This window comes from Paraburkholderia sp. BL10I2N1 (assembly GCF_004361815.1).
In the GTDB taxonomy this organism is placed as follows: domain Bacteria; phylum Pseudomonadota; class Gammaproteobacteria; order Burkholderiales; family Burkholderiaceae; genus Paraburkholderia.
In genome coordinates this window covers 1,843,632-1,861,673 of the sequence record NZ_SNWA01000002.1, presented here as the reverse complement: position 1 = coordinate 1,861,673, position 18,042 = coordinate 1,843,632, and the positions used below count along the sequence as shown (strand labels likewise).

The following is an 18,042-nucleotide window of genomic DNA, read 5'->3' as shown; positions in this document are numbered from 1 at the left end:
GGGCGTGCCGACGAAACCAGGCACGCCCCGCAAAAAAGCGCGGCAACTCAGCCATCGAAGACGCCATGCTCGGCGTGCACGGGTTGTCTGTCGACAGCCTGCAGCCGCCAGTATCCGTTCGTCGGTGCGCGAGCTTTGGGCGAGGACCACGCTGCCGATCCCTGCGCCGCGCTTACACGCTGTTTCCGGTCGACATGCAAACCGCGCAGCGTACAAAGCGGCGCATCCGTGCTGGGCGCGCAGAGCATCGTGACGCCATCGACGTCGCGCAATTCGCCCCATGGTGGAATGTCGATCCCCTGGTGTGATTCTCTCGACCACCGATGCTGATCGATATCAAGCCATAGCACAGCGTAGTCATGATTCACGGTGGGATCGGACCCGTTAATCAAAATGGTGAGACGCATAACCGGCTCCGGCAAAAAAAAACAGAAAGGCCTAACTAGTCTATGTCGGAGCATTGCTTATGCAAGACGTTCCCGAAACTTCGGCACGACAGATGTAACGGATTGCGCAGTAGCGCCGCCGTGCTGCAGCACAACAATTTGTAGAACCCGCCCGGAAATTCACCACAAGCGCGGCAAAAAGCACACAATCGACTATCGAAGGCATTGAAAAACACAATTGGGGAACAGGTTCCACAGCTTCTAGATTAAGAAGGCACGGTTCAGACGCGCGCGTGCTGCCGTGCGCTCACAGAGACGATTGCTCGTCCATTCGCGCGCCCACAATCCAGGCTGGATGGAGGTTCAGATGTCACAACTGAAAGGTTCGAAGACCGAAGAGAATCTGAAGTTCGCGTTTGCCGGCGAATCCCAGGCGAACCGCCGCTATCTATACTTTGCTGCGAAGGCGGACGTGGAGGGACAGAACGACGTCGCCGCGCTGTTCCGCTCAACGGCGGAAGGGGAAACCGGTCACGCACACGGTCACCTCGAATATCTGGAAGCGGTCGGCGATCCCGCTACTGGCTTGCCGATCGGCTCGTCGCGTCTGAATCTGCAGGCGGCGATCGCTGGCGAAACGCACGAATACACGGACATGTACCCGGGTATGGCGAAAGCGGCGCGCGAAGAAGGCTTCGACGAAATCGCGAACTGGTTCGAAACGCTGGCGAAAGCCGAGCGCAGCCACGCCAACCGCTATACGAAGGCGCTCGAAGTACTCTCCGACTAGCGCGTCACGGTGGGGCGGTAAAAGACGACTCGCGTTGACCGGGTCGGGGGCGCGTTGGCGTCGTCCACGCGCTGAGGCTGGCAGGCCGTACTGCCTGCGGCTTTCATTTGCCGGCTGCGCCCATCGAGTGGCTGCACCGCGTGCTGCGCGGTGCAGCATTTGTTCGTCTGAACTTCGACCCACTGCATCGTCTTCGCACAGGAGCCTGATGCCATGCCCCACAAGGAAGGCAGTCTCGAGGCGCCCACCCGTCACCCGCTCGACTGGCTCTCGGACGGGTTTTACGATCAGAACTCGCTCGACACGGAGTTGGCGCGCGTGTTCGATATCTGTGCCGGATGCCGGCGTTGCGTGTCGCTGTGCGGCGCGTTTCCGGCGTTGTTCGATCTCGTCGATGAAACCGATAGCGGCGAAGCGCACGATGTCGATAAACGACAATTCGGCAAGGTCGTCGACCAGTGTTATCTGTGCGATCTGTGCTACATGACGAAATGCCCATATGTGCCGCCGCATCCGTGGAACGTGGATTTTCCCCATCTGATGCTGCGCGCCAAGGCCGTCAACTACCGGCGCGGCGACGTGCCGATACGGGACAAATTTCTCTCCAACACCGACGCGCTCGGTCACTTCGCGGGCATTCCCATCGTCACGCAGACGGTTAACGCGGTGAATCACACCGCGGTGGCACGCGGCGTAATGGAAAAAGCGCTCGGCGTGGACAAGGATGCGTGGCTGCCCGATTTCGCGGCGCACAAGTTCCGCAGCTCGGCGAAGAAATCGCAGGCTGCGCAGGTTCGCGACGGCGAGCGCACGCCCGGTAAGGTCGCGATTTACGCCACCTGCTATGTGAATTTCAACGAGCCGGGCATCGGCCACGATCTGCTCGCCGTGCTGGCGCACAACGACATTCCGTACGAACTGGTCGCGAGCGAGGCATGCTGCGGCATGCCGCTGCTCGAGCAGGGCAACCTGCAAGGCGTCGCGGCCAAGAAAGAGAGGAACATGCCCGTGCTTGCGAGGTACGCGCGCGAAGGCTACGCGATCATCGGCGCCATACCGAGCTGCGTGCTGATGTACAAGCACGAACTGCCGTTGATGTTCCCTGACGACGAGGACGTGCGCGCGGTCAGTGAAGCATTCTGGGATCCCTTCGAGTACTTCGTCGCGCGGCATCGCGACGGGCTGTTCAAGACGGACTTCAAGAGCGCGCTCGGCAAGGTGTCGTATCACGTGCCGTGTCACGCTCGCGTGCAGAACATTGGCCGCAAGACTTTCGAAACACTGAAGCTCGTGCCGGACACGCAGATCGACGTCGTCGAACGTTGCTCCGGTCATGCCGGAACGTTTGGCGTGAAGAAGGAGTTTCACGCCATGGCGATGAAGATTGGCAAGCCGGTCTTCAAGGCGATGGCGCAGCCCGAGCCCGATTACATCTCGTCGGATTGCCAGCTGGCGGGACATCACATCGAACAGGGTATGGACGAAAGCGGATCACGCCGGGCAACGCTCGCGCATCCATTGACGCTGCTGCGCAAGGCCTATGGCATCTGACACCGCAAACCGCAGGCACCCCAACAACACCGCAAACGCAAGGAAAGCGCCATGAGCATCGCCCGCAACTCGTTGCTGTCGCTTGAAATGTACGCGAAGTCGCGCGAAACGCTGCGCGAGCAGGTGATCGAACACAAGAAACTGCGCACCGTCCCGCTCGGCAACCACGTGACGTTCCTGTTCGAAGACGAGACGACGATTCGCTATCAGATCCAGGAAATGCTTCACATCGAGAAAATCTTCGACGAAGAGGGCATTCAGGGCGAACTCGATGCTTACCTGCCGCTCGTGCCCGACGGCAGCAACCTGAAAGCGACCATGCAGATCGAGTATGAAAACGAGATCGAACGGCGCGCGGCCTTGGGGCGGCTGATCGGCATCGAGGATCGCGTATTCCTGCAGGTCGACGGCGAGCCCCCGGTGTATGCCATCGCCGATGAAGATCTGGAGCGCGAGAACGAAGAAAAGACGTCTGCGGTGCACTTTGTGCGCTTCGAGCTGACGCCGTCGATGAAGGCGCGCCTGCGGGACGGTGCGGCGTTGCAGATCGGCAGCGATCATCCGAACTACCCGGTGCCGGTTCACACGATCGACTCGAGCGTTCGGGCTTCGCTGGTGAAAGACCTCAGGTAGGGCGGCCTCCCGCGGCTGCCCCGGCGGATTTTCCCGGCGTGCTTCGCGCTATCATGCTGATCTACGAACCATCAGCAATATGAAAGCCGGACATGGCAAAAGAAGACAAGACAGGAGCGGGACGCAAGAGCGTGGGGCCGCGCGGCGACAGCCTGACCGCCGACGATGAGGTCGTGGCATCCGTGGAATCCATCGAAGCAACCGACGACGACAACGCGTCGCCTGCCACCTATCTCGTGCCGGGCCTCGAACGCGGCCTGCGCATCCTCGCGGAATTTTCGGCGCGCGAGTCGGTACTGGGCGCACCGGAGCTGTCGAAGCGCATCGGCATTCCACGCACCACGACGTTCCGTTTGCTGCAGACGCTCGAAGCGCTGGGTTTTCTCGAACGTGCCCACGGCGACCGGCATTTCCGGCTGGGCGTCGCGGTGTTGCGGCTCGGCTTCGAATACCTGAGTTCGCTGGAACTGACCGACTTCGGCACTCCGGTGCTCGAGCGGCTGCGCGATGCCACGGGCCTGAGCACGCACCTGCTGATCCGCGACGGGCGCGACGTCGTCTTCGTTGCGAAGGCGCAGACGCACGATCCGATGTTCAGCTCGGTGAAGGTCCATGTCGGCACACGCCTGCCCGCACACGCGACGGTGCACGGCCAGGTACTGATGGGCGACCTCACGCTCGACGAGTTGCGCGCGCTCTATCCGGAGCAGCAGCTCGAGCGCTTTACCGAACGCACGCCGGGCACCGTCGACGAGCTATACGAACGCGTGCGCGAAAGTGCGGCGCTTGGCTTTGCGCTGAGTGAAGCGTCGTTCGAACGGGGCATTTCGGTGGTAAGCGCGCCGGTGCGCGATCAGTCGGGTAAGATCGTCGCGGCGATTACCGCTACGGTGCCGCGCTCGGATATCGGCGGCGCGGGCGAACGAGCGCCGCTCATCGCGGCGGTGTGCGGCGCGGCGGTCGATCTGTCGACCCGCCTGAATTACCGCGCGAAGGCGGACGATCCAACCGTCGCGCACGCGCAAGGCAAACCGGTCGCAGCAGGCTGAAATACAGCACCGCGCCGGTTGCCTGATCATTCAGCGTTGCGGCATCAGAACGAGTGGTGGATGCCGGTCAGGACGATGGTCTGGTTACGCCCGCTCGACACGCCCGCCGTAAAGAACGCAGCGTGCGCATTTTCATTCGCATGCTGATACAGCACGTTCACATAAACCTGCGTCGACTTCGACAGCGCGTAGACATCGCCGATCATGAACTGCGTCCAGCGACGGCCGGACAGCGTCGTCGTGGCCGCGCCGCCGCCGACGCTGTTCGCGGGCGTGAACTGGTAGTTCGCGCCGGCGTCGTAGCTCTGATACGTATCGGAGAAGCCATTCGATTGCAGCTTCACGCGCGTGTAGAGGCCGTGCACGAGCAGGTTGCCGAACTGGTAGGACAAGCCGGCTCCCATGTTCTCCACCTTGTCGGCCATGTAGGTTGCAGCCGGCTGCCCCTGGAACGTGGTGATGCCGGTTGTCACGATCGCCGGTGAGCGGTTGTTCTCGTTCGAATACGTCGCGCCCGCCTTCAGCGGGCCGTTCGCATAGCTCAGCGCAACACTCCACGTGCGGCCGGTCGCGAAGTTGGTCGTGTTGCCGAGGCCCATCATTGCGCCGAACGTTACGCCGTACCAGCTCGGCGAACGATATTTCCCCGAGTTGTTGTACGGCACGACGCCTGTGTCCGCGAGCTGGTCGATATTGCCCGGGTGGAACGCAAACCAGCTCGCTGCGAGATACCCGGTGCTGAGCGGGCCGAGCACGTCGAAGCTGAACGGCGTCTGGCGGCCGAAGGTCAACGTGCCGAACTGATCAGAACTGAGCCCCACATACGCCTGCCGGTTGAATATCGTGTTGGCCACCGCGAACGCACCCGTGGTCGTGGAGAAGCCGTTCTCCAGCTGGAAGACCGCCTTCAGACCGCCGCCGAGATCTTCAACACCCTTCAGGCCCCAGCGGTCCGGCTGCATGTTGCCGTTTTCCGCCATCCATTTCGTACTGCCTCCGACATTGCTGACGTACGCGATACCGGCATCCAGGCTGCCGTACAGCGTGACACTGCTTTGTGCCCAGGCACCGGACATGGCGCAAATGCCGGTCAACCCCGCGGCGATGATCTGTTTCACCTTTTATGTACTCCTGATCGGATGACGAATAGCCGGAGCCCTGCTCCGGTTTCTCCAGCAAGCCTTCGTTAAATGGCTGCGACCCTGGTCTCTTGCGTCAAGGTTGCCCCTGCTGTTATGTTCCACCTATGGGCGTATGTATCGCCTATGGAAAGTATAGAGATACTCGGAGTTGGTCAAAATACTTTTTCGCGATAGTGAAAACCCTTAGTCGGCGGAGCTCAGGGTTTCTCTGTAATCAGCGCAAAGCCTTTGGCGGTGGGCGTTTCGGCAACCAGAAGCGGGATTCTTCGTACCACACGCCTACCAATTTCGAGACGCGCACTCGGTGTTTTCCCTGGAAACGGCAGATTTCTATTTTGTCGCCGCGGACCGACTTCTATAATGACCATACATAAACTAATGTTCCTTATATGGAACATGAGTGTCCTGGAGAAGGTGAGAAATGGCTGAAGAATGGCGCTGTGCCGGACATGCCGGCGACCTGTCCGATGACGAACCGCTCGAGTACAAACTCGACGGCACCGAAATCGGCATCTACAAGGTGGGCGACGAGCTTTATGCGCTCGAAAACGTCTGCCCTCATGCGTACGCGTTGCTGACGCAGGGCTTTATCGATGGCGACACCGTCGAATGTCCGCTGCACGAAGCCGTGTTCCATATCCCGACCGGCAAGTGTCTGAAAGAGCCGGGCGGCCGCGATCTGAAGATGTACGCGGTGCGCCTCGCCGGTGAAGAAATCCAGATCAAGGTGGAATGACATGCGAGAGGTAGCCGTGAACTTCAATCCTCATCTCAAGCCGTGGCTTGCGCCGCAGCCGAACAACGTGGCCGGCAAGGGCGTCATCGAGAAGCCGGGCGAAACCGAAAACTTCATCTGGCAAACGCGCAAAGCCGAGCCGACGCAGTACGAGAACGACTTCGGCGATGCGCTCGAAAAAGTGTTCGAAGCAGGCGCGGTGGAGCTCGACGAGGTGGTCGACGGTTTGAACCGTATCGGTTTCCGCACGCCGGAAGGCTGCCAATGGAACGCCGAGCGTCTCGCCGCCGAATTCCGTCTGCTCGCTGAATAAAGAACGACCTGCACGAACGGGATGGGCTCACGCCCGTCTCGGCCTGCCCCGGTGGTTGGTCCACTGCAAGCCGGCCCCGATCAAGTCTCAAAGAACACGTACCCGGAGTCTTTTCATGACGTCCCCCACAACTGCAAATTCCGTCGATCCGGTCCAGGCTTACCTCGACCGTGGCCTGCGCAACTACTGGTATCCCGTGGCACCGAGCTGGCAGGTCAGCAACGCCCCGGTCGGCCTCACGCGCCTCGGCGACCAGATCGTGCTGTGGCGCGATCAGGAAGGCCGCGTCCACGCACTCGAAGATCGCTGCCCGCACCGCGGCGCGCGTCTGTCGCTGGGCTGGAACCTGGGCGGCAGCGTCGCCTGCTGGTATCACGGCATCGAAATCGACGGTGGCGGCACGGTGGCCAAGGTGCCGGCCGTGTCGGCCTGTCCGCTTGAAGGGCAGAAGTGCGTGAAGTCGTATCCGGTCGAAGAGCACGCAGGCGCGATCTTCCTGTGGTTCGGCGACGACGCGCACAAGGAACCCACGCCGCTCGCGCTGCCGGAAGAACTGGTCGGCGAGGAATACGCGAGCTTCCTCTGCGTGTCGAACTGGAAGTGCAACTATCAGTACGCTATCGACAACGTGATGGACCCGATGCACGGCGCGTATCTGCACGCGACGTCGCACTCGATGGCCGAAGGCGACAAGCAGGCCGACATGCGCGTGCGCAAGACCGAAACCGGTCTGATGTTCGAAAAGGTCGGTCAGCGCGATGTGAACTTCGACTGGGTCGAGCTCGGCGAGACCGGTGTCCTGTGGATGCGCCTCGCGATTCCGTACAAGAAGAAGTTCGGCCCGGGCGGCAACTTCGGGATTATCGGTTTCGCCGTTCCTACCGATGGAGACAACTGCCAGGTCTACTTCTGGCGCACCCGCAAGGTATCGGGCTGGCAGCGCGACGCATGGCGCTTCATGTACCGCAACCGCCTCGAAGGACTGCACTGGGCGGTGCTCGAGCAGGACCGCTACGTCCTCGAAAGCATGGCGCCGAATGCGCGCGATCACGAATTCCTGTATCAGCACGACGTCGGCATGACGCGCGTGCGCCGCATGCTGCGTCAACGTGCCCAACAGCACTTCGTAGATCTTGATGCGCACCGCGTGCAGCTCGCAGGCGCCGCGACCGAAGCCAGCCACGCGGGACATAGCCATGCATAACGCTGCGTCCGGGGCACTGGCTGGCCGGCGCGTACTCGTCACGGGTGGCGCGCGCGGGCTCGGCGCGGCGTTCGTCGCGGCGCTCGGCGCAGCGGGAGCCCGCGTGGTGTTCGGCGACCTGCTGCACGACGAAGGCCGCGCACTCGCTGCCTCGCTGTGCGAGCAGGGGCATGACGTGTCGTACGTGCCGCTCGATCTGTCGCAACCGCAAACCATCACGGCGTTCGTCGACGAAGGTGCGAAGCGTTTGGGAGGCATCGACGGCCTCATCAACAACGCGGCGATCACCTATTCCGGCGGCAAGCTCGCAACCGAACTGAGCACGGAAACGTGGGATGCGGTGATGAATGTGAACGTGCGCGGCACCTGGCTCGCGAGCATCGCAGCGCTGCCGCATCTGCGTGATTCGGGCCGCGGCGCCATTGTGAACATCGCGTCGGACACCGCCCTGTGGGGCGCGCCGAAGCTGCTCGCCTATGTCGCGAGCAAGGGCGCGGTGATTTCGATGACGCACTCGCTCGCACGCGAATTCGGCGCTCACGGCATTACGGTCAACGCAATCGCGCCGGGGCTCACCGAAGTCGAGGCGACGGCGTATGTGCCCGCCGAGCGCCACGAATACTACAAACAAGGTCGCGCGCTGACGCGCGCGCAGGTTCCCGACGACGTCACGGGGCCGGTCCTGTTTCTGTTGTCCGACGCCGCGCGCTTTGTGACTGGCCAGTTGTTGCCGGTCAATGGCGGCTTTGTGATGAATTGACCCAGTCGAATCGAAAGGAGAAATCGATGGCCGATGCAGATATCGAACGCAAATCGTGGGACCAACCTACGGATGCGAGCTTTGCGCAGTGGATGGAAAGCCGCGTCGCGCGCCTTGAAACCCGCCGTTATGACTGGGACGCCCTGAGGTTCCAGGCCGACTACGACCCGAAGTACCGCCGTGCGCAGATGCGCTACGTCGGCACGGGCGGCACGGGCGTCGCGAAGGATGTGAACACGGTCCCGGCCGGCGGCTTCACGTTCTCGACGATGGTGATTCCGGCCGGCAACATCGGCCCGAGCCACATCCATATGGATGTCGAGGAAATCTTCTTCGTGCTGCGCGGAAAGATGAAGGTGATCTGCGAGAAGGACGGCGAAACGTGGGAATCCGTGATCGGTGAACGCGATCTGATCTCGGTGCCGCCCGGCGTGTACCGCACGGAAGTGAACATCGGTGAGGAAGACGCGCTGATGTGCGTGATGCTCGGTTCGCCGAAGCCCATCACGCCGACCTATCCGCCGGATTCGCCGCTCGCGAAGCTCAAGAGCTCAGTCACGCGCTAAGTCACGCGCCCGCCAGGTCACCCGCACCCTTCAATCGAAGTCATGTCAGAAGCCATCACCGTCACCGCTCAATCTGCTGCTTCGCTCGAAACGCGCCTCGCGCAGTTTCCCGCGCAGCAGGTCGTCACCGCACAGCGCATCGTGAGCTATCGCGAAGCGGGCGCTGCGAATACTGAAGCGTTGCCGCTCGTGCTGCTGCATGGCATCGGTTCGGGCGCGGCGTCATGGGTTCAGCAGTTCGAAGGGCTCGGTTCGACCCGGCGCGTCCTTGCGTGGGATGCGCCCGGTTATGGCGCTTCGACGCCGGTCGACGCATCGTCGCCGGTCGCTTCAGACTACGCGAACGTGCTGAAGGCGTGGCTCGACGCGCTCGGTATCGGGCGTTGCATGCTGGTCGGACATTCGCTGGGCGCGATCGTCGCGGGCGCATTCGCCGCGGCGAACGCGCATCGGGTTGCCGGTCTGCTGCTGGTTTCGCCCGCTGGCGGGTATGGTGCCGCGTCGCCCGAGGTGCGTGCGTCCAAGCGTGACGCGCGTCTTGCGATGCTCGCCGAACTCGGCCCCGCAGGCCTCGCTGAAAAGCGCAGCGCGAACATGCTGTCGGCGTATGCCGACGACACCGCACGCAGCTGGGTCCGCTGGAACATGTCGCGCGTCGTGCCGCACGGTTATGCGCAGGCGACGCATCTGCTCGCCAACGCCGACCTCGCCTCCGATCTGGCCGCATTCGACGGTCGCGTAGCCGTGGCAGTTGGCGCGGAAGACAGCATCACGCCGCCCGCTGCCTGCGAGCGTCTCGCCCAGCTTGCACGCGCGCCGTTTCAGATCGTGCCGCGTGCCGGACACGCGGGCTACATCGAAGCGCCCTCCGCGTACAACGCCATCCTCGATACCTTCTGCCGTGCGGGTGCAGCAGGTGTTGTCAACGCCGCAAACGCTGGACAACGGAGTCTCTGAATGACCCCTGATATGACGGATCCAGCCCGCGAAGCAGACGAAGACCGCAGCGATACGAACTATCGCGTGCCGGGTCTCGAACGCGGTCTGCGGATTCTCACTGAATTTTCGCCACGCGAGCCGGTGCTCGGCGCGCCCGAACTGTCGAAGCGTCTTGGCATTCCCCGTACGACGGTATTCCGTCTGCTGCAGACGCTCGAATCGCTGGGCTTTCTCGAGCGGGCCGACCGCGATCGCAACTATCGCCTGGGCGTCGCCGTGCTGCGCCTTGGTTTTGAATACCTGAGCTCGCTGGAATTGACGGATCTTGGTCTGCCGATCATCGAAGGGCTGCGCAACGAAACCGGCCTCACGAGCCACATCGTGATCCGCGATGGACGCGATGTCGTCTTCGTTGCGAAGGCGCAAAGCCATGCGCCGATTTTCAGCTCGGTGAAGGTGAACGTCGGCACGCGCCTGCCTGCTCATGCAACGACGCACGGCCAGGTGCTGATGGGCGACTTCACGCTCGACGATCTGCGCGAGCTGTATCCCGAGCCGAAGCTCGAACGCTATACGCAGCACACGCCGGAAACGATCGAAGCGCTTTATGAGCGCATCCGCGACGATGCAATTCGCGGCTTCGCGATCAGCGAGTCGTCGTTCGAGCGCGGTATTTCGGTGGTGTCGGCGCCGGTGCGCAACGACACCGGCCGCATCGTCGCGGTCATTACGACGACGATTCCGCGGCCTGAGATCGATGCGTCGCTGCTCGACAGCGGCCTCGTCGACAAGGTCCGGCGCGCGGCCGACGAACTCTCGAAGCGGCTCAACTACCGGCCGCCGGCAAGAAGCCAGTACATGAAGGCATTGGGGATCTGATGATTCAAATCGACTTGACCGGACAGGTCGCAGTGGTGACGGGCGGGTCGTCCGGCATCGGGCTCGCGACGGCCGAACTCTTTCTGCAGGCTGGCGCATCGGTGGCGATCTGCGGCCGCGACGGCGGGCGTCTCGCGTGCGCCGAAAGCGCGCTGCGCGAGCGCTTCCCGCAAGCTCAGCTGCTGGCGGCGCGCTGCGACGTGCTCGACGGCGACGACGTCAACGCGTTCGCGCAGGCGGTGCAAACGCGCTTTGGCCGCATCGACATGCTGGTGAACAACGCCGGCCAGGGCCGCGTCTCGACGTTCGCCGACACCACGGACGACGCCTGGCGCGAGGAACTCGACCTGAAGTACTTCAGCATCATTCGCCCGACGCGCGCGTTCCTGCCGATGCTGCGCGATGCCGCGGGCTCGGGCAACGCGTCGATCGTCTGCGTGAACTCGCTGCTTGCGTTGCAGCCGGAGCCGCACATGGTGGCGACTTCGTCGGCCCGCGCGGGCGTGCTGAGTCTCATCAAGTCGCTGGCTGGTGAACTCGCGCCGCAGCGGATTCGCGTGAATTCGATTTTGATCGGCATCGTCGAGTCGGGGCAATGGCGCCGCCGTTTCGAAACCCAGGCGCAGCCGGGTCAAAGCTGGGAAGACTGGACCGGCGAACTCGCGCGCAGGAAGAACATTCCGCTCGGCCGCTTCGGACGTCCCGAAGAAGCGGCGCAGGCACTCTTTTATCTGGCCACCGCTCAGTCGTCCTACACGACGGGCAGTCACATCGATGTTTCTGGAGGCAATGCACGTCATGTCTAACAAAACCACCATCGGCGAGCTGATTGCCGCCTTTCTCGAACAATGCGGCGTGCGTACGGCGTTCGGCGTGATCTCGATCCACAACATGCCGATCCTCGACGCGATCGGGCGACGCGGCAACATCCGCTATGTCGGCGCGCGCGGCGAAGCCGGCGCGGTCAACATGGCTGACGGCCTCGCGCGGGTGTCGGGCAGTCTCGGCGTGGCGTTTACGAGCACCGGCACGGCCGCAGGCAACGCGGCAGGCGCGCTGGTCGAGGCACTGACCGCCGGCACCGCGATGCTGCACATCACCGGCCAGATCGAAACCGAATACCTTGATCAGGACCTCGCATACATCCACGAAGCGCCGGATCAGCTGTCGATGCTTCAGTCGATCTCGAAGGCCGCGTTCCGCGTGCGCTCGGTGGAAACCGCCCTGCCGACGATCCGCGAAGCCGTGCGCGTCGCGCATACGGCACCGAGTGGCCCGGTTAGCGTGGAAATCCCGATCGACATCCAGGCGGCTCTCGCCGACTGGCCGGAAGACATGACGGCGCCGCACGTCACGACGCTGACGCACGACGACGCACGCGTCGAAAAACTCGCGCAGGCGCTGACGAATGCGAAGCGTCCGCTGCTGTGGCTGGGCGGCGGCACGCGCCATGCGCGTTCCGCGGTCGAACGTCTGGTGGCGCTCGGCTTTGGCGTCGTGACCAGCGTGCAGGGTCGCGGCGTGCTGCCGGAAGATCATCCGGCGACGCTCGGCGCGTTCAACGTGCATCCGGCCGTCGAAAGCTTCTACAAGACGTGCGACGCACTGGTGGTGGTCGGTTCGCGTCTGCGTGGCAACGAAACGCTGAAGTACAAGCTTGCGCTGCCGCAGCCGCTCTATCGCATCGACGCCGACGCGCTCGCCGACAACCGCGGCTATCGCAACGATCTGTTCGTGCACGGCGACGCCGCGGCGGTCCTCGATGCACTGGCGACGCGTCTCGAAGGCAAGCTGAAGGTCGATCCTTCGTTCGCCGGCGACCTCGCTGCCGCACGCGAGACGGCTGTTGCGGAAACCGCGAAGGGTCTCGGCCCGTATCGCCAGCTGGTCGAATCGCTGCAACGCCTGGTGGGCCGCGACTACAACTGGGTCCGCGACGTGACGATCTCGAACAGCACGTGGGGCAACCGCATGCTGAAGATCTTTACGCCGCGTGCGGGCGTGCACGCGCTTGGCGGCGGCATCGGCCAGGGCATGCAGATGGCGATCGGCGCGGCGCTGGCGGAATCGGCATCGAAGACCGTCTGTCTGGTTGGCGACGGCGGCCTGATGGTCAACGTCGGCGAACTCGCGACGGCCGTGCAGGAAAACGCCAACGTGATGATCGTGCTGATGAACGACCAGTGCTACGGCGTGATCCGCAACATTCAGGACGCGCAGTACGGCGGCCGTCGCTACTACGTCGATCTGCACCAACCGGACTTCTCGCAGTTCTGCGCGAGCCTGGGTCTCACTCATTACCGTCTGTCGTCGCTCAATCAGGCCGACGACATCATCCGGCAAGGTCTCGACAAGGTCGGCCCGGTGCTGGTCGAAGTCGACATGAAGTCGGTCGGCAGCTTCACGACCGCGTTCGCGGGGCCGCCGGTCAAGAAAGAGGAGCCGGAACATGCGTGATGCCCATCACGCGCGTGGTGCGAACCATGCGCCCATCGACATCGCGATGATCGGCTTCGGCGCGATCGGACAGACGGTGTACCGCGCTGTTGCGGCCGATCCGCAGGTACGTGTGTCGCATGTGATCGTGCCGGAGCGCTATACGGCATCGGTGCGTGAAGTCGTGGGATCGTCGGTCGACGTGGTGTCGTCGGTCGATGCGTTGTCGAGCCGCCCGCAGTTCGCGCTGGAATGCGCAGGGCACGGCGCGCTCGTCGACCATGTCGTGCCGCTCCTGAAGGCGGGCACCGACTGCGCGGTCGCGTCGATCGGCGCGCTGTCCGATGTCACGCTGCTCGACCTGCTGTCCGCCGCGGCGGACCAGGGCGATGCCACGCTGACGTTGCTGTCCGGCGCGATCGGCGGCATCGATGCGCTGTCGGCGGCGAAACTCGGCGGTCTCGACGAAGTGGTGTACACGGGCCGCAAGCCGCCGGTCGGCTGGCTCGGCACGCCGGCCGAAGAAGTGTGCGACCTGAACACGCTCGCCGCTGAACGCGTGATCTTCGAAGGCAGTGCACGGGACGCGGCGCGACTCTATCCGAAGAACGCGAACGTCGCGGCGACCATTGCGCTCGCCGGCCTCGGTCTCGACCAGACGCTGGTGCGCCTGATCGCGGATCCGTCGGTGACACGCAACGTGCACCGCATCGTCGCGCGGGGCGCGTTCGGTGAGATGTCGCTGGAAATGTGCGGCAAACCATTGCCTGACAACCCCAAGACGTCCGCACTGACCGCGTACAGCGCGATCCGCGCGCTGCGCAACCGCGCGGCGCACTGCGTCATTTGACGCAACTGAGCTGACGCAACTGAGCGAATGCAATTGAGCTGAAGTACCTGATCTGACGGACCCTAGACATGACTCCTTTCGATACCAGCCTGGTTCCATCCTGCGACATCCTGATTGGCGGCGAATGGCGGCGCGGCCGCGCTGCGCCTTACACGAGCATTTACCCGGCGGATCAGTCGGTGAACATGGAAATCTCCACGGCCAGCGCCGAGGACGCGAAGGAAGCTGTCGAAGCCGCCGATCTCGCCTGGCGCCAGGCGGACTGGGCGGGACTGAAGCCACATCAGCGCGCACTGGTGCTGTATCGCATCGCCGATCTGATCACGCAGCGCCACGAAGCGCTTGCGCATCTGCAACGCCGCGACAACGGCAAGCCGATTGCCGAAACGCGTGTCCTCGTGGCGAGTGCCGCGAACACGTTCCGCTATTTCGCGGCGTGCCTCGAAACGCTCGACGAAGAACTGACGCCATCGCGCGGCGACTATCTGACGATGAGCGTGCATGAGCCGATCGGCGTCATCGCGGCGATCACGCCGTGGAACTCGCCGATCGCTTCCGACGCGCAGAAGCTGGCGCCGGCGCTCGCAGCAGGTGACGCGGTCGTGCTGAAGCCGGCGGAAGTGACGCCGCTCGTCTCGCTGGCGCTCGCGCGCATCTGCGAAGAAGCGGGCGTGCCGAAAGGCGTGTTGAGCGTGCTGCCCGGCAAGGGCTCGGTGATCGGCGACGCGCTGGTGCGCCATCCGCTCGTGAAGAAAGTGTCATTTACCGGCGGCACCGACGTTGGCCGCGGCATCGCGCGTATCGCCGCTGAAAAGCTGATGCCCGTGTCGCTTGAACTGGGCGGCAAATCGCCGACCATCGTATTCGACGACGCCGATCTCGACCACGCGGTCAACGGCGTGCTGTACGGTATTTTCAGCTCTTCGGGCGAGGCATGCATCGCGGGGTCGCGGCTCTTCGTGCAGCGTCCCCTCTACGCTGAATTCATGAAGCGGCTCGCCGAAGGCGCACGCAAGCTGCGCGTCGGCGATCCGTCGCACGCTGAAACGCAGATGGGTCCGCTGATTTCCGCAAAGCATCGCGAGTCGGTCGAACGTTACGTTGCGCTCGGGCTGGAAGAGGGCGGCCGTCTGCTGTGCGGCGGCGAACGCCCGCCTGGCGAGGGACGCGAAAACGGCTTCTTCTACCAGCCGACGATCCTCGAAGGTCTGCCGAACAGCGCGCGCATCTGCCAGGAAGAAATCTTCGGGCCGGTGCTGGTCGCCATGCCGTTCGATGACGAAGCGTCGCTGATCAAGGATGCAAACGACAGCGTCTTCGGTCTCGCCGCCGGCATCTGGACGCGCGACTACAAGCGCGCATGGCGCGTCGCCCGTGCGCTGGAAGCGGGCACCGTGTGGATCAATACCTACAAGCTGTTTTCGATTTCGACGCCGTTCAGCGGCTGGAAGGAAAGCGGCATGGGTCGCGAGAAGGGCCGCCTCGGCATCCGCGAATACATGCAGCAAAAGAGCCTTTACTGGGGCTTGAACGACGCCCCGCTGCCGTGGGCTAACCAGGAACGGCGCATTGAAGAGCACTCAAGAGGTAAGCAATGAGCATTCTCGGCATCGAACAGATTACCTATGGCGTGACGGATCTCGCTACCTGTCGGCGGTTTTTCGCCGATTGGGGCCTGAAAGAGACCGCGCACGATGAAACACGCGCCCGCTTCGAAACGCTGAACGGCTGCACGATCCTCGTCGTCGACGCGAACGATCCGTCGCTGCCGCCCGCCTTCGAAGAAGGCCCGACGTTGCGCGAAGTGACCTGGGGCGTCGCCACGCGCGCCGATCTCGACGCACTGCGCGGGCGCTTCGCCGGTCAGCCGGGCCATTTCGAAACGGACGACGCCGTCGGCTGTTTCGACCCGGGCGGCATGGCGATCCGCGTTGAAGTCACGCGCAAGCGGGCGGTCGACGTGCACGGCTCCCCGTCTAACGTGTGGGGCCAGACGTTGCGCGTCGACCAGCCGTCGCCGATTTACGAGCGCGCGGAACCGGTCGAAGTGGGGCACGTCGTGTTCTTCACGAACTGCCTCGCGGAGCAGGAGAAGTTCTATCAGGAACTGCTCGGCTTCGAGATGTCGGACCGTTACCCGGGCCGCGGCGCGTTCATGCGCTGCGCCCCGCACGGCGGCCACCACGACATCTTTCTGCTTGCGCTGCCCAACGGCAAGCGCGGCCTGAATCACGTGGCGTTCACCGTGCGCGACATCCACGAAGTGTTCGGCGGCGGCATGCATATCAGCCGTTGCGGCTGGGAAACGCAGCTCGGACCGGGCCGGCATCCGGTTTCGTCGGCGTACTTCTGGTACTTCAAGAATCCGGCCGGCGGCCTGATCGAGTACTACGCCGACGAAGACATGCTCACGCCCGAATGGCAGCCGCGCGACTTCGAACCGGGCCCGACCGTGTTCGCCGAATGGGCGATCGACGGCGGCATCGACGGTAATACGCGTCGTCAGAAGAACGTGAGTGCGCCGGCAGGCAAGTTCATGACGGAGCAGAAAAAATGAGCGAAGACACGACGCAGGGCAAAGGCGCTGTCGACGAACCACAGACGATTGTCGTGATCGGCGGTGGCCAGGCCGCGGGCTGGATCGTGAAGACGCTGCGCAAGGAAGGCTTCGACGGCCGTCTCGTGATGATCGCCGACGAAATCCATCTGCCGTACGAGCGGCCGCCGCTGTCGAAAGCGGTGCTCGCCGGCGAAGCGGATATCGAAACCGTGCGCATCGTGAAGCCGGACGACTTCGCCGCGCTGAACGTCGAGGCATGGCAGCCGGATTGCGCGACGTCGGTCGACCGCGAAGCGCGCGTGGTGCATACGCGCTCGGGCCGGGAAGTGTCGTATGACCGGCTCGTGATCGCGACGGGCGGCGCGGCGCGCCGTTTGCCCGATGCGCTCGTGAAGACGTCGCACATCACCTATCTGCGCACGCTCGATGAAGCGGTCGTGCTCGGCGAGCGCCTGCGCAAGAGCCAGCGCGTGCTCGTCATCGGCGGCGGCTGGATTGGACTGGAAGTGGCGGCGACCGCGCGCAAGCTCGGCGTCGAAGCAGCGGTAGTGGAAGGCGCGCCGCGTCTGTGCGCGCGTTCGTTGCCGCCGGCTGTGTCGGATTTCCTGCTGGAACTGCATCGCGCGAATGGCGTCGATGTACGGCTCAGCGCAGCGCTCGTCACGCTCGACGATCACCCTGACGATCCGGGCCGCGTACGCGCCACACTCGCGGATGGCACAACCATCGACGCCGATTTCGCCGTCGCCGGCATTGGCCTCGCCCCGCATACGGCGATTGCCGAAGCGGCAGGCCTGCCGGTCGCGGACGGCATCGTCGTCGACGAATTCGGTGCGACGGCCGACCCGCGTATCTTCGCGTGCGGCGACGTGGCGAATCATCCGAATGCATGGCTCAAGCGCCGCGTGCGGCTCGAATCGTGGGCGAATGCGCAGAACCAGGCCATCGCTGCAGCGAAAGCGGTACTTGGCGTATCGGAAGCGTACGCGGACATCCCGTGGTTCTGGTCCGATCAGTACGACGTGAATCTACAGATTCTCGGCGACATTCCTGTGGACGCCGAACTCGCAGTACGCGGCAGCGTCCAGGAAAAACGCGCAACGCTGTTCTTCGTACGGGACGGCATCCTGCGCGGGGCAATCGCAATCAACACGCCGCGCGACCTGAAGCTCGCGCGGAAATGGATGAACCAGGGACGCACGATCGACCTCGCGACGTTGACCGACGCCGCCAAAGCACTCGCGTAAC

Annotated in this window: 19 protein-coding genes; 17 read left to right on the top strand and 2 right to left on the bottom strand. The window is 63.6% G+C overall.

Annotated features, from left to right (window positions below):
- Nucleotides 1-47 precede the first annotated feature (47 nt).
- On the bottom strand, nt 48-407 hold the full coding sequence (locus tag B0G77_RS30485; RefSeq protein ID WP_133665601.1) for a DUF3564 domain-containing protein: 360 nt from the start codon (nt 405-407) through the stop codon (nt 48-50).
- Nucleotides 408-753: 346 nt separating this feature from the next.
- On the opposite strand from B0G77_RS30485, the gene B0G77_RS30480 reads away from it, so the two are divergent.
- The 4 genes from B0G77_RS30480 to B0G77_RS30465 all read left to right on the top strand — a co-directional run bounded on the left by B0G77_RS30480 (nt 754) and on the right by B0G77_RS30465 (nt 4,409).
- Nucleotides 754-1,176 carry a rubrerythrin family protein gene (locus B0G77_RS30480; RefSeq protein ID WP_133665600.1) on the top strand — a complete coding sequence of 141 codons (423 nt, stop codon included), beginning with the start codon at nt 754-756 and terminating at the stop codon, nt 1,174-1,176.
- Between the two features lie 213 nt (nt 1,177-1,389).
- On the top strand, nt 1,390-2,727 hold the full coding sequence (locus tag B0G77_RS30475; RefSeq protein WP_133665599.1) for a heterodisulfide reductase-related iron-sulfur binding cluster: 1,338 nt from the start codon (nt 1,390-1,392) through the stop codon (nt 2,725-2,727).
- A 51-nt stretch (nt 2,728-2,778) separates the two neighbouring features.
- A complete protein-coding gene (locus B0G77_RS30470; protein WP_133665598.1) occupies nt 2,779-3,360 on the top strand; it encodes a DUF3501 family protein in 582 nt (193 codons plus the stop codon).
- A gap of 92 nt (nt 3,361-3,452) precedes the next feature.
- Nucleotides 3,453-4,409 (top strand): IclR family transcriptional regulator, encoded by a 957-nt coding sequence (locus B0G77_RS30465; RefSeq protein ID WP_133665597.1) that lies wholly within the window; start codon nt 3,453-3,455, stop codon nt 4,407-4,409.
- A gap of 44 nt (nt 4,410-4,453) precedes the next feature.
- On the opposite strand, the gene B0G77_RS30460 is transcribed toward B0G77_RS30465, so the two are convergent.
- Nucleotides 4,454-5,527: a porin gene (locus tag B0G77_RS30460; RefSeq protein ID WP_133665596.1), complete on the bottom strand. Its 1,074-nt coding sequence runs from the start codon at nt 5,525-5,527 to the stop codon at nt 4,454-4,456.
- A gap of 445 nt (nt 5,528-5,972) precedes the next feature.
- Between B0G77_RS30460 and B0G77_RS30455 the strand changes: the two genes are divergently transcribed.
- The 13 genes from B0G77_RS30455 to B0G77_RS30395 all read left to right on the top strand — a co-directional run bounded on the left by B0G77_RS30455 (nt 5,973) and on the right by B0G77_RS30395 (nt 18,041).
- The gene (locus tag B0G77_RS30455; protein ID WP_133665595.1) at nt 5,973-6,287 is read left to right on the top strand and encodes a non-heme iron oxygenase ferredoxin subunit; all 315 of its coding nucleotides are present in this window, start codon (nt 5,973-5,975) and stop codon (nt 6,285-6,287) included.
- A gap of 1 nt (nt 6,288) precedes the next feature.
- Nucleotides 6,289-6,600 (top strand): recombinase-like helix-turn-helix domain-containing protein, encoded by a 312-nt coding sequence (locus B0G77_RS30450; protein WP_133665594.1) that lies wholly within the window; start codon nt 6,289-6,291, stop codon nt 6,598-6,600.
- Nucleotides 6,601-6,715: 115 nt separating this feature from the next.
- The gene (locus B0G77_RS30445) at nt 6,716-7,804 is read left to right on the top strand and encodes an aromatic ring-hydroxylating dioxygenase subunit alpha (protein WP_133665593.1); all 1,089 of its coding nucleotides are present in this window, start codon (nt 6,716-6,718) and stop codon (nt 7,802-7,804) included.
- A complete protein-coding gene (locus tag B0G77_RS30440) occupies nt 7,797-8,564 on the top strand; it encodes an SDR family oxidoreductase (protein ID WP_133665592.1) in 768 nt (255 codons plus the stop codon). Before B0G77_RS30445 ends, B0G77_RS30440 begins: the two co-directional genes overlap by 8 nt.
- Nucleotides 8,565-8,590: 26 nt before the next feature.
- Entirely contained in the window at nt 8,591-9,130 is a 540-nt protein-coding gene (locus B0G77_RS30435; RefSeq protein ID WP_133665591.1) for a cupin domain-containing protein, read from the top strand.
- Between the two features lie 42 nt (nt 9,131-9,172).
- Nucleotides 9,173-10,087 carry an alpha/beta fold hydrolase gene (locus B0G77_RS30430; protein ID WP_133665590.1) on the top strand — a complete coding sequence of 305 codons (915 nt, stop codon included), beginning with the start codon at nt 9,173-9,175 and terminating at the stop codon, nt 10,085-10,087.
- Nucleotides 10,088-10,948 carry an IclR family transcriptional regulator gene (locus B0G77_RS30425; RefSeq protein ID WP_133665589.1) on the top strand — a complete coding sequence of 287 codons (861 nt, stop codon included), beginning with the start codon at nt 10,088-10,090 and terminating at the stop codon, nt 10,946-10,948.
- The gene (locus B0G77_RS30420; protein ID WP_133665588.1) at nt 10,948-11,754 is read left to right on the top strand and encodes an SDR family oxidoreductase; all 807 of its coding nucleotides are present in this window, start codon (nt 10,948-10,950) and stop codon (nt 11,752-11,754) included. Before B0G77_RS30425 ends, B0G77_RS30420 begins: the two co-directional genes overlap by 1 nt.
- Nucleotides 11,747-13,405: a thiamine pyrophosphate-binding protein gene (locus B0G77_RS30415; protein WP_133665587.1), complete on the top strand. Its 1,659-nt coding sequence runs from the start codon at nt 11,747-11,749 to the stop codon at nt 13,403-13,405. Before B0G77_RS30420 ends, B0G77_RS30415 begins: the two co-directional genes overlap by 8 nt.
- Nucleotides 13,398-14,234 (top strand): aspartate dehydrogenase, encoded by an 837-nt coding sequence (locus B0G77_RS30410; RefSeq protein WP_133665586.1) that lies wholly within the window; start codon nt 13,398-13,400, stop codon nt 14,232-14,234. The genes B0G77_RS30415 and B0G77_RS30410 overlap by 8 nt, the downstream gene beginning before the upstream one ends.
- Before the next feature lie 68 nt (nt 14,235-14,302).
- Nucleotides 14,303-15,832 (top strand): aldehyde dehydrogenase, encoded by a 1,530-nt coding sequence (locus B0G77_RS30405; protein WP_133665585.1) that lies wholly within the window; start codon nt 14,303-14,305, stop codon nt 15,830-15,832.
- Entirely contained in the window at nt 15,829-16,791 is a 963-nt protein-coding gene (locus tag B0G77_RS30400; RefSeq protein WP_133665584.1) for a VOC family protein, read from the top strand. Before B0G77_RS30405 ends, B0G77_RS30400 begins: the two co-directional genes overlap by 4 nt.
- On the top strand, nt 16,788-18,041 hold the full coding sequence (locus tag B0G77_RS30395) for an FAD-dependent oxidoreductase (protein WP_133665583.1): 1,254 nt from the start codon (nt 16,788-16,790) through the stop codon (nt 18,039-18,041). Before B0G77_RS30400 ends, B0G77_RS30395 begins: the two co-directional genes overlap by 4 nt.
- Nucleotide 18,042: the final 1 nt, after the last annotated feature.

Bases quoted from the DNA above. Each gene is read 5' to 3' on its own strand.
- B0G77_RS30485 (WP_133665601.1), bottom strand. From the start codon at position 407: ATGCGTCTCACCATTTTGATTAACGGGTCCGATCCCACCGTGAATCAT.
- B0G77_RS30480 (WP_133665600.1), top strand. From the start codon at position 754: ATGTCACAACTGAAAGGTTCGAAGACCGAAGAGAATCTGAAGTTCGCG.
- B0G77_RS30475 (WP_133665599.1), top strand. From the start codon at position 1,390: ATGCCCCACAAGGAAGGCAGTCTCGAGGCGCCCACCCGTCACCCGCTC.
- B0G77_RS30470 (WP_133665598.1), top strand. From the start codon at position 2,779: ATGAGCATCGCCCGCAACTCGTTGCTGTCGCTTGAAATGTACGCGAAG.
- B0G77_RS30465 (WP_133665597.1), top strand. From the start codon at position 3,453: ATGGCAAAAGAAGACAAGACAGGAGCGGGACGCAAGAGCGTGGGGCCG.
- B0G77_RS30455 (WP_133665595.1), top strand. From the start codon at position 5,973: ATGGCTGAAGAATGGCGCTGTGCCGGACATGCCGGCGACCTGTCCGAT.
- B0G77_RS30450 (WP_133665594.1), top strand. From the start codon at position 6,289: ATGCGAGAGGTAGCCGTGAACTTCAATCCTCATCTCAAGCCGTGGCTT.
- B0G77_RS30445 (WP_133665593.1), top strand. From the start codon at position 6,716: ATGACGTCCCCCACAACTGCAAATTCCGTCGATCCGGTCCAGGCTTAC.
- B0G77_RS30440 (WP_133665592.1), top strand. From the start codon at position 7,797: ATGCATAACGCTGCGTCCGGGGCACTGGCTGGCCGGCGCGTACTCGTC.
- B0G77_RS30435 (WP_133665591.1), top strand. From the start codon at position 8,591: ATGGCCGATGCAGATATCGAACGCAAATCGTGGGACCAACCTACGGAT.
- B0G77_RS30430 (WP_133665590.1), top strand. From the start codon at position 9,173: ATGTCAGAAGCCATCACCGTCACCGCTCAATCTGCTGCTTCGCTCGAA.
- B0G77_RS30425 (WP_133665589.1), top strand. From the start codon at position 10,088: ATGACCCCTGATATGACGGATCCAGCCCGCGAAGCAGACGAAGACCGC.
- B0G77_RS30420 (WP_133665588.1), top strand. From the start codon at position 10,948: ATGATTCAAATCGACTTGACCGGACAGGTCGCAGTGGTGACGGGCGGG.
- B0G77_RS30415 (WP_133665587.1), top strand. From the start codon at position 11,747: ATGTCTAACAAAACCACCATCGGCGAGCTGATTGCCGCCTTTCTCGAA.
- B0G77_RS30410 (WP_133665586.1), top strand. From the start codon at position 13,398: ATGCGTGATGCCCATCACGCGCGTGGTGCGAACCATGCGCCCATCGAC.
- B0G77_RS30405 (WP_133665585.1), top strand. From the start codon at position 14,303: ATGACTCCTTTCGATACCAGCCTGGTTCCATCCTGCGACATCCTGATT.
- B0G77_RS30400 (WP_133665584.1), top strand. From the start codon at position 15,829: ATGAGCATTCTCGGCATCGAACAGATTACCTATGGCGTGACGGATCTC.
- B0G77_RS30395 (WP_133665583.1), top strand. From the start codon at position 16,788: ATGAGCGAAGACACGACGCAGGGCAAAGGCGCTGTCGACGAACCACAG.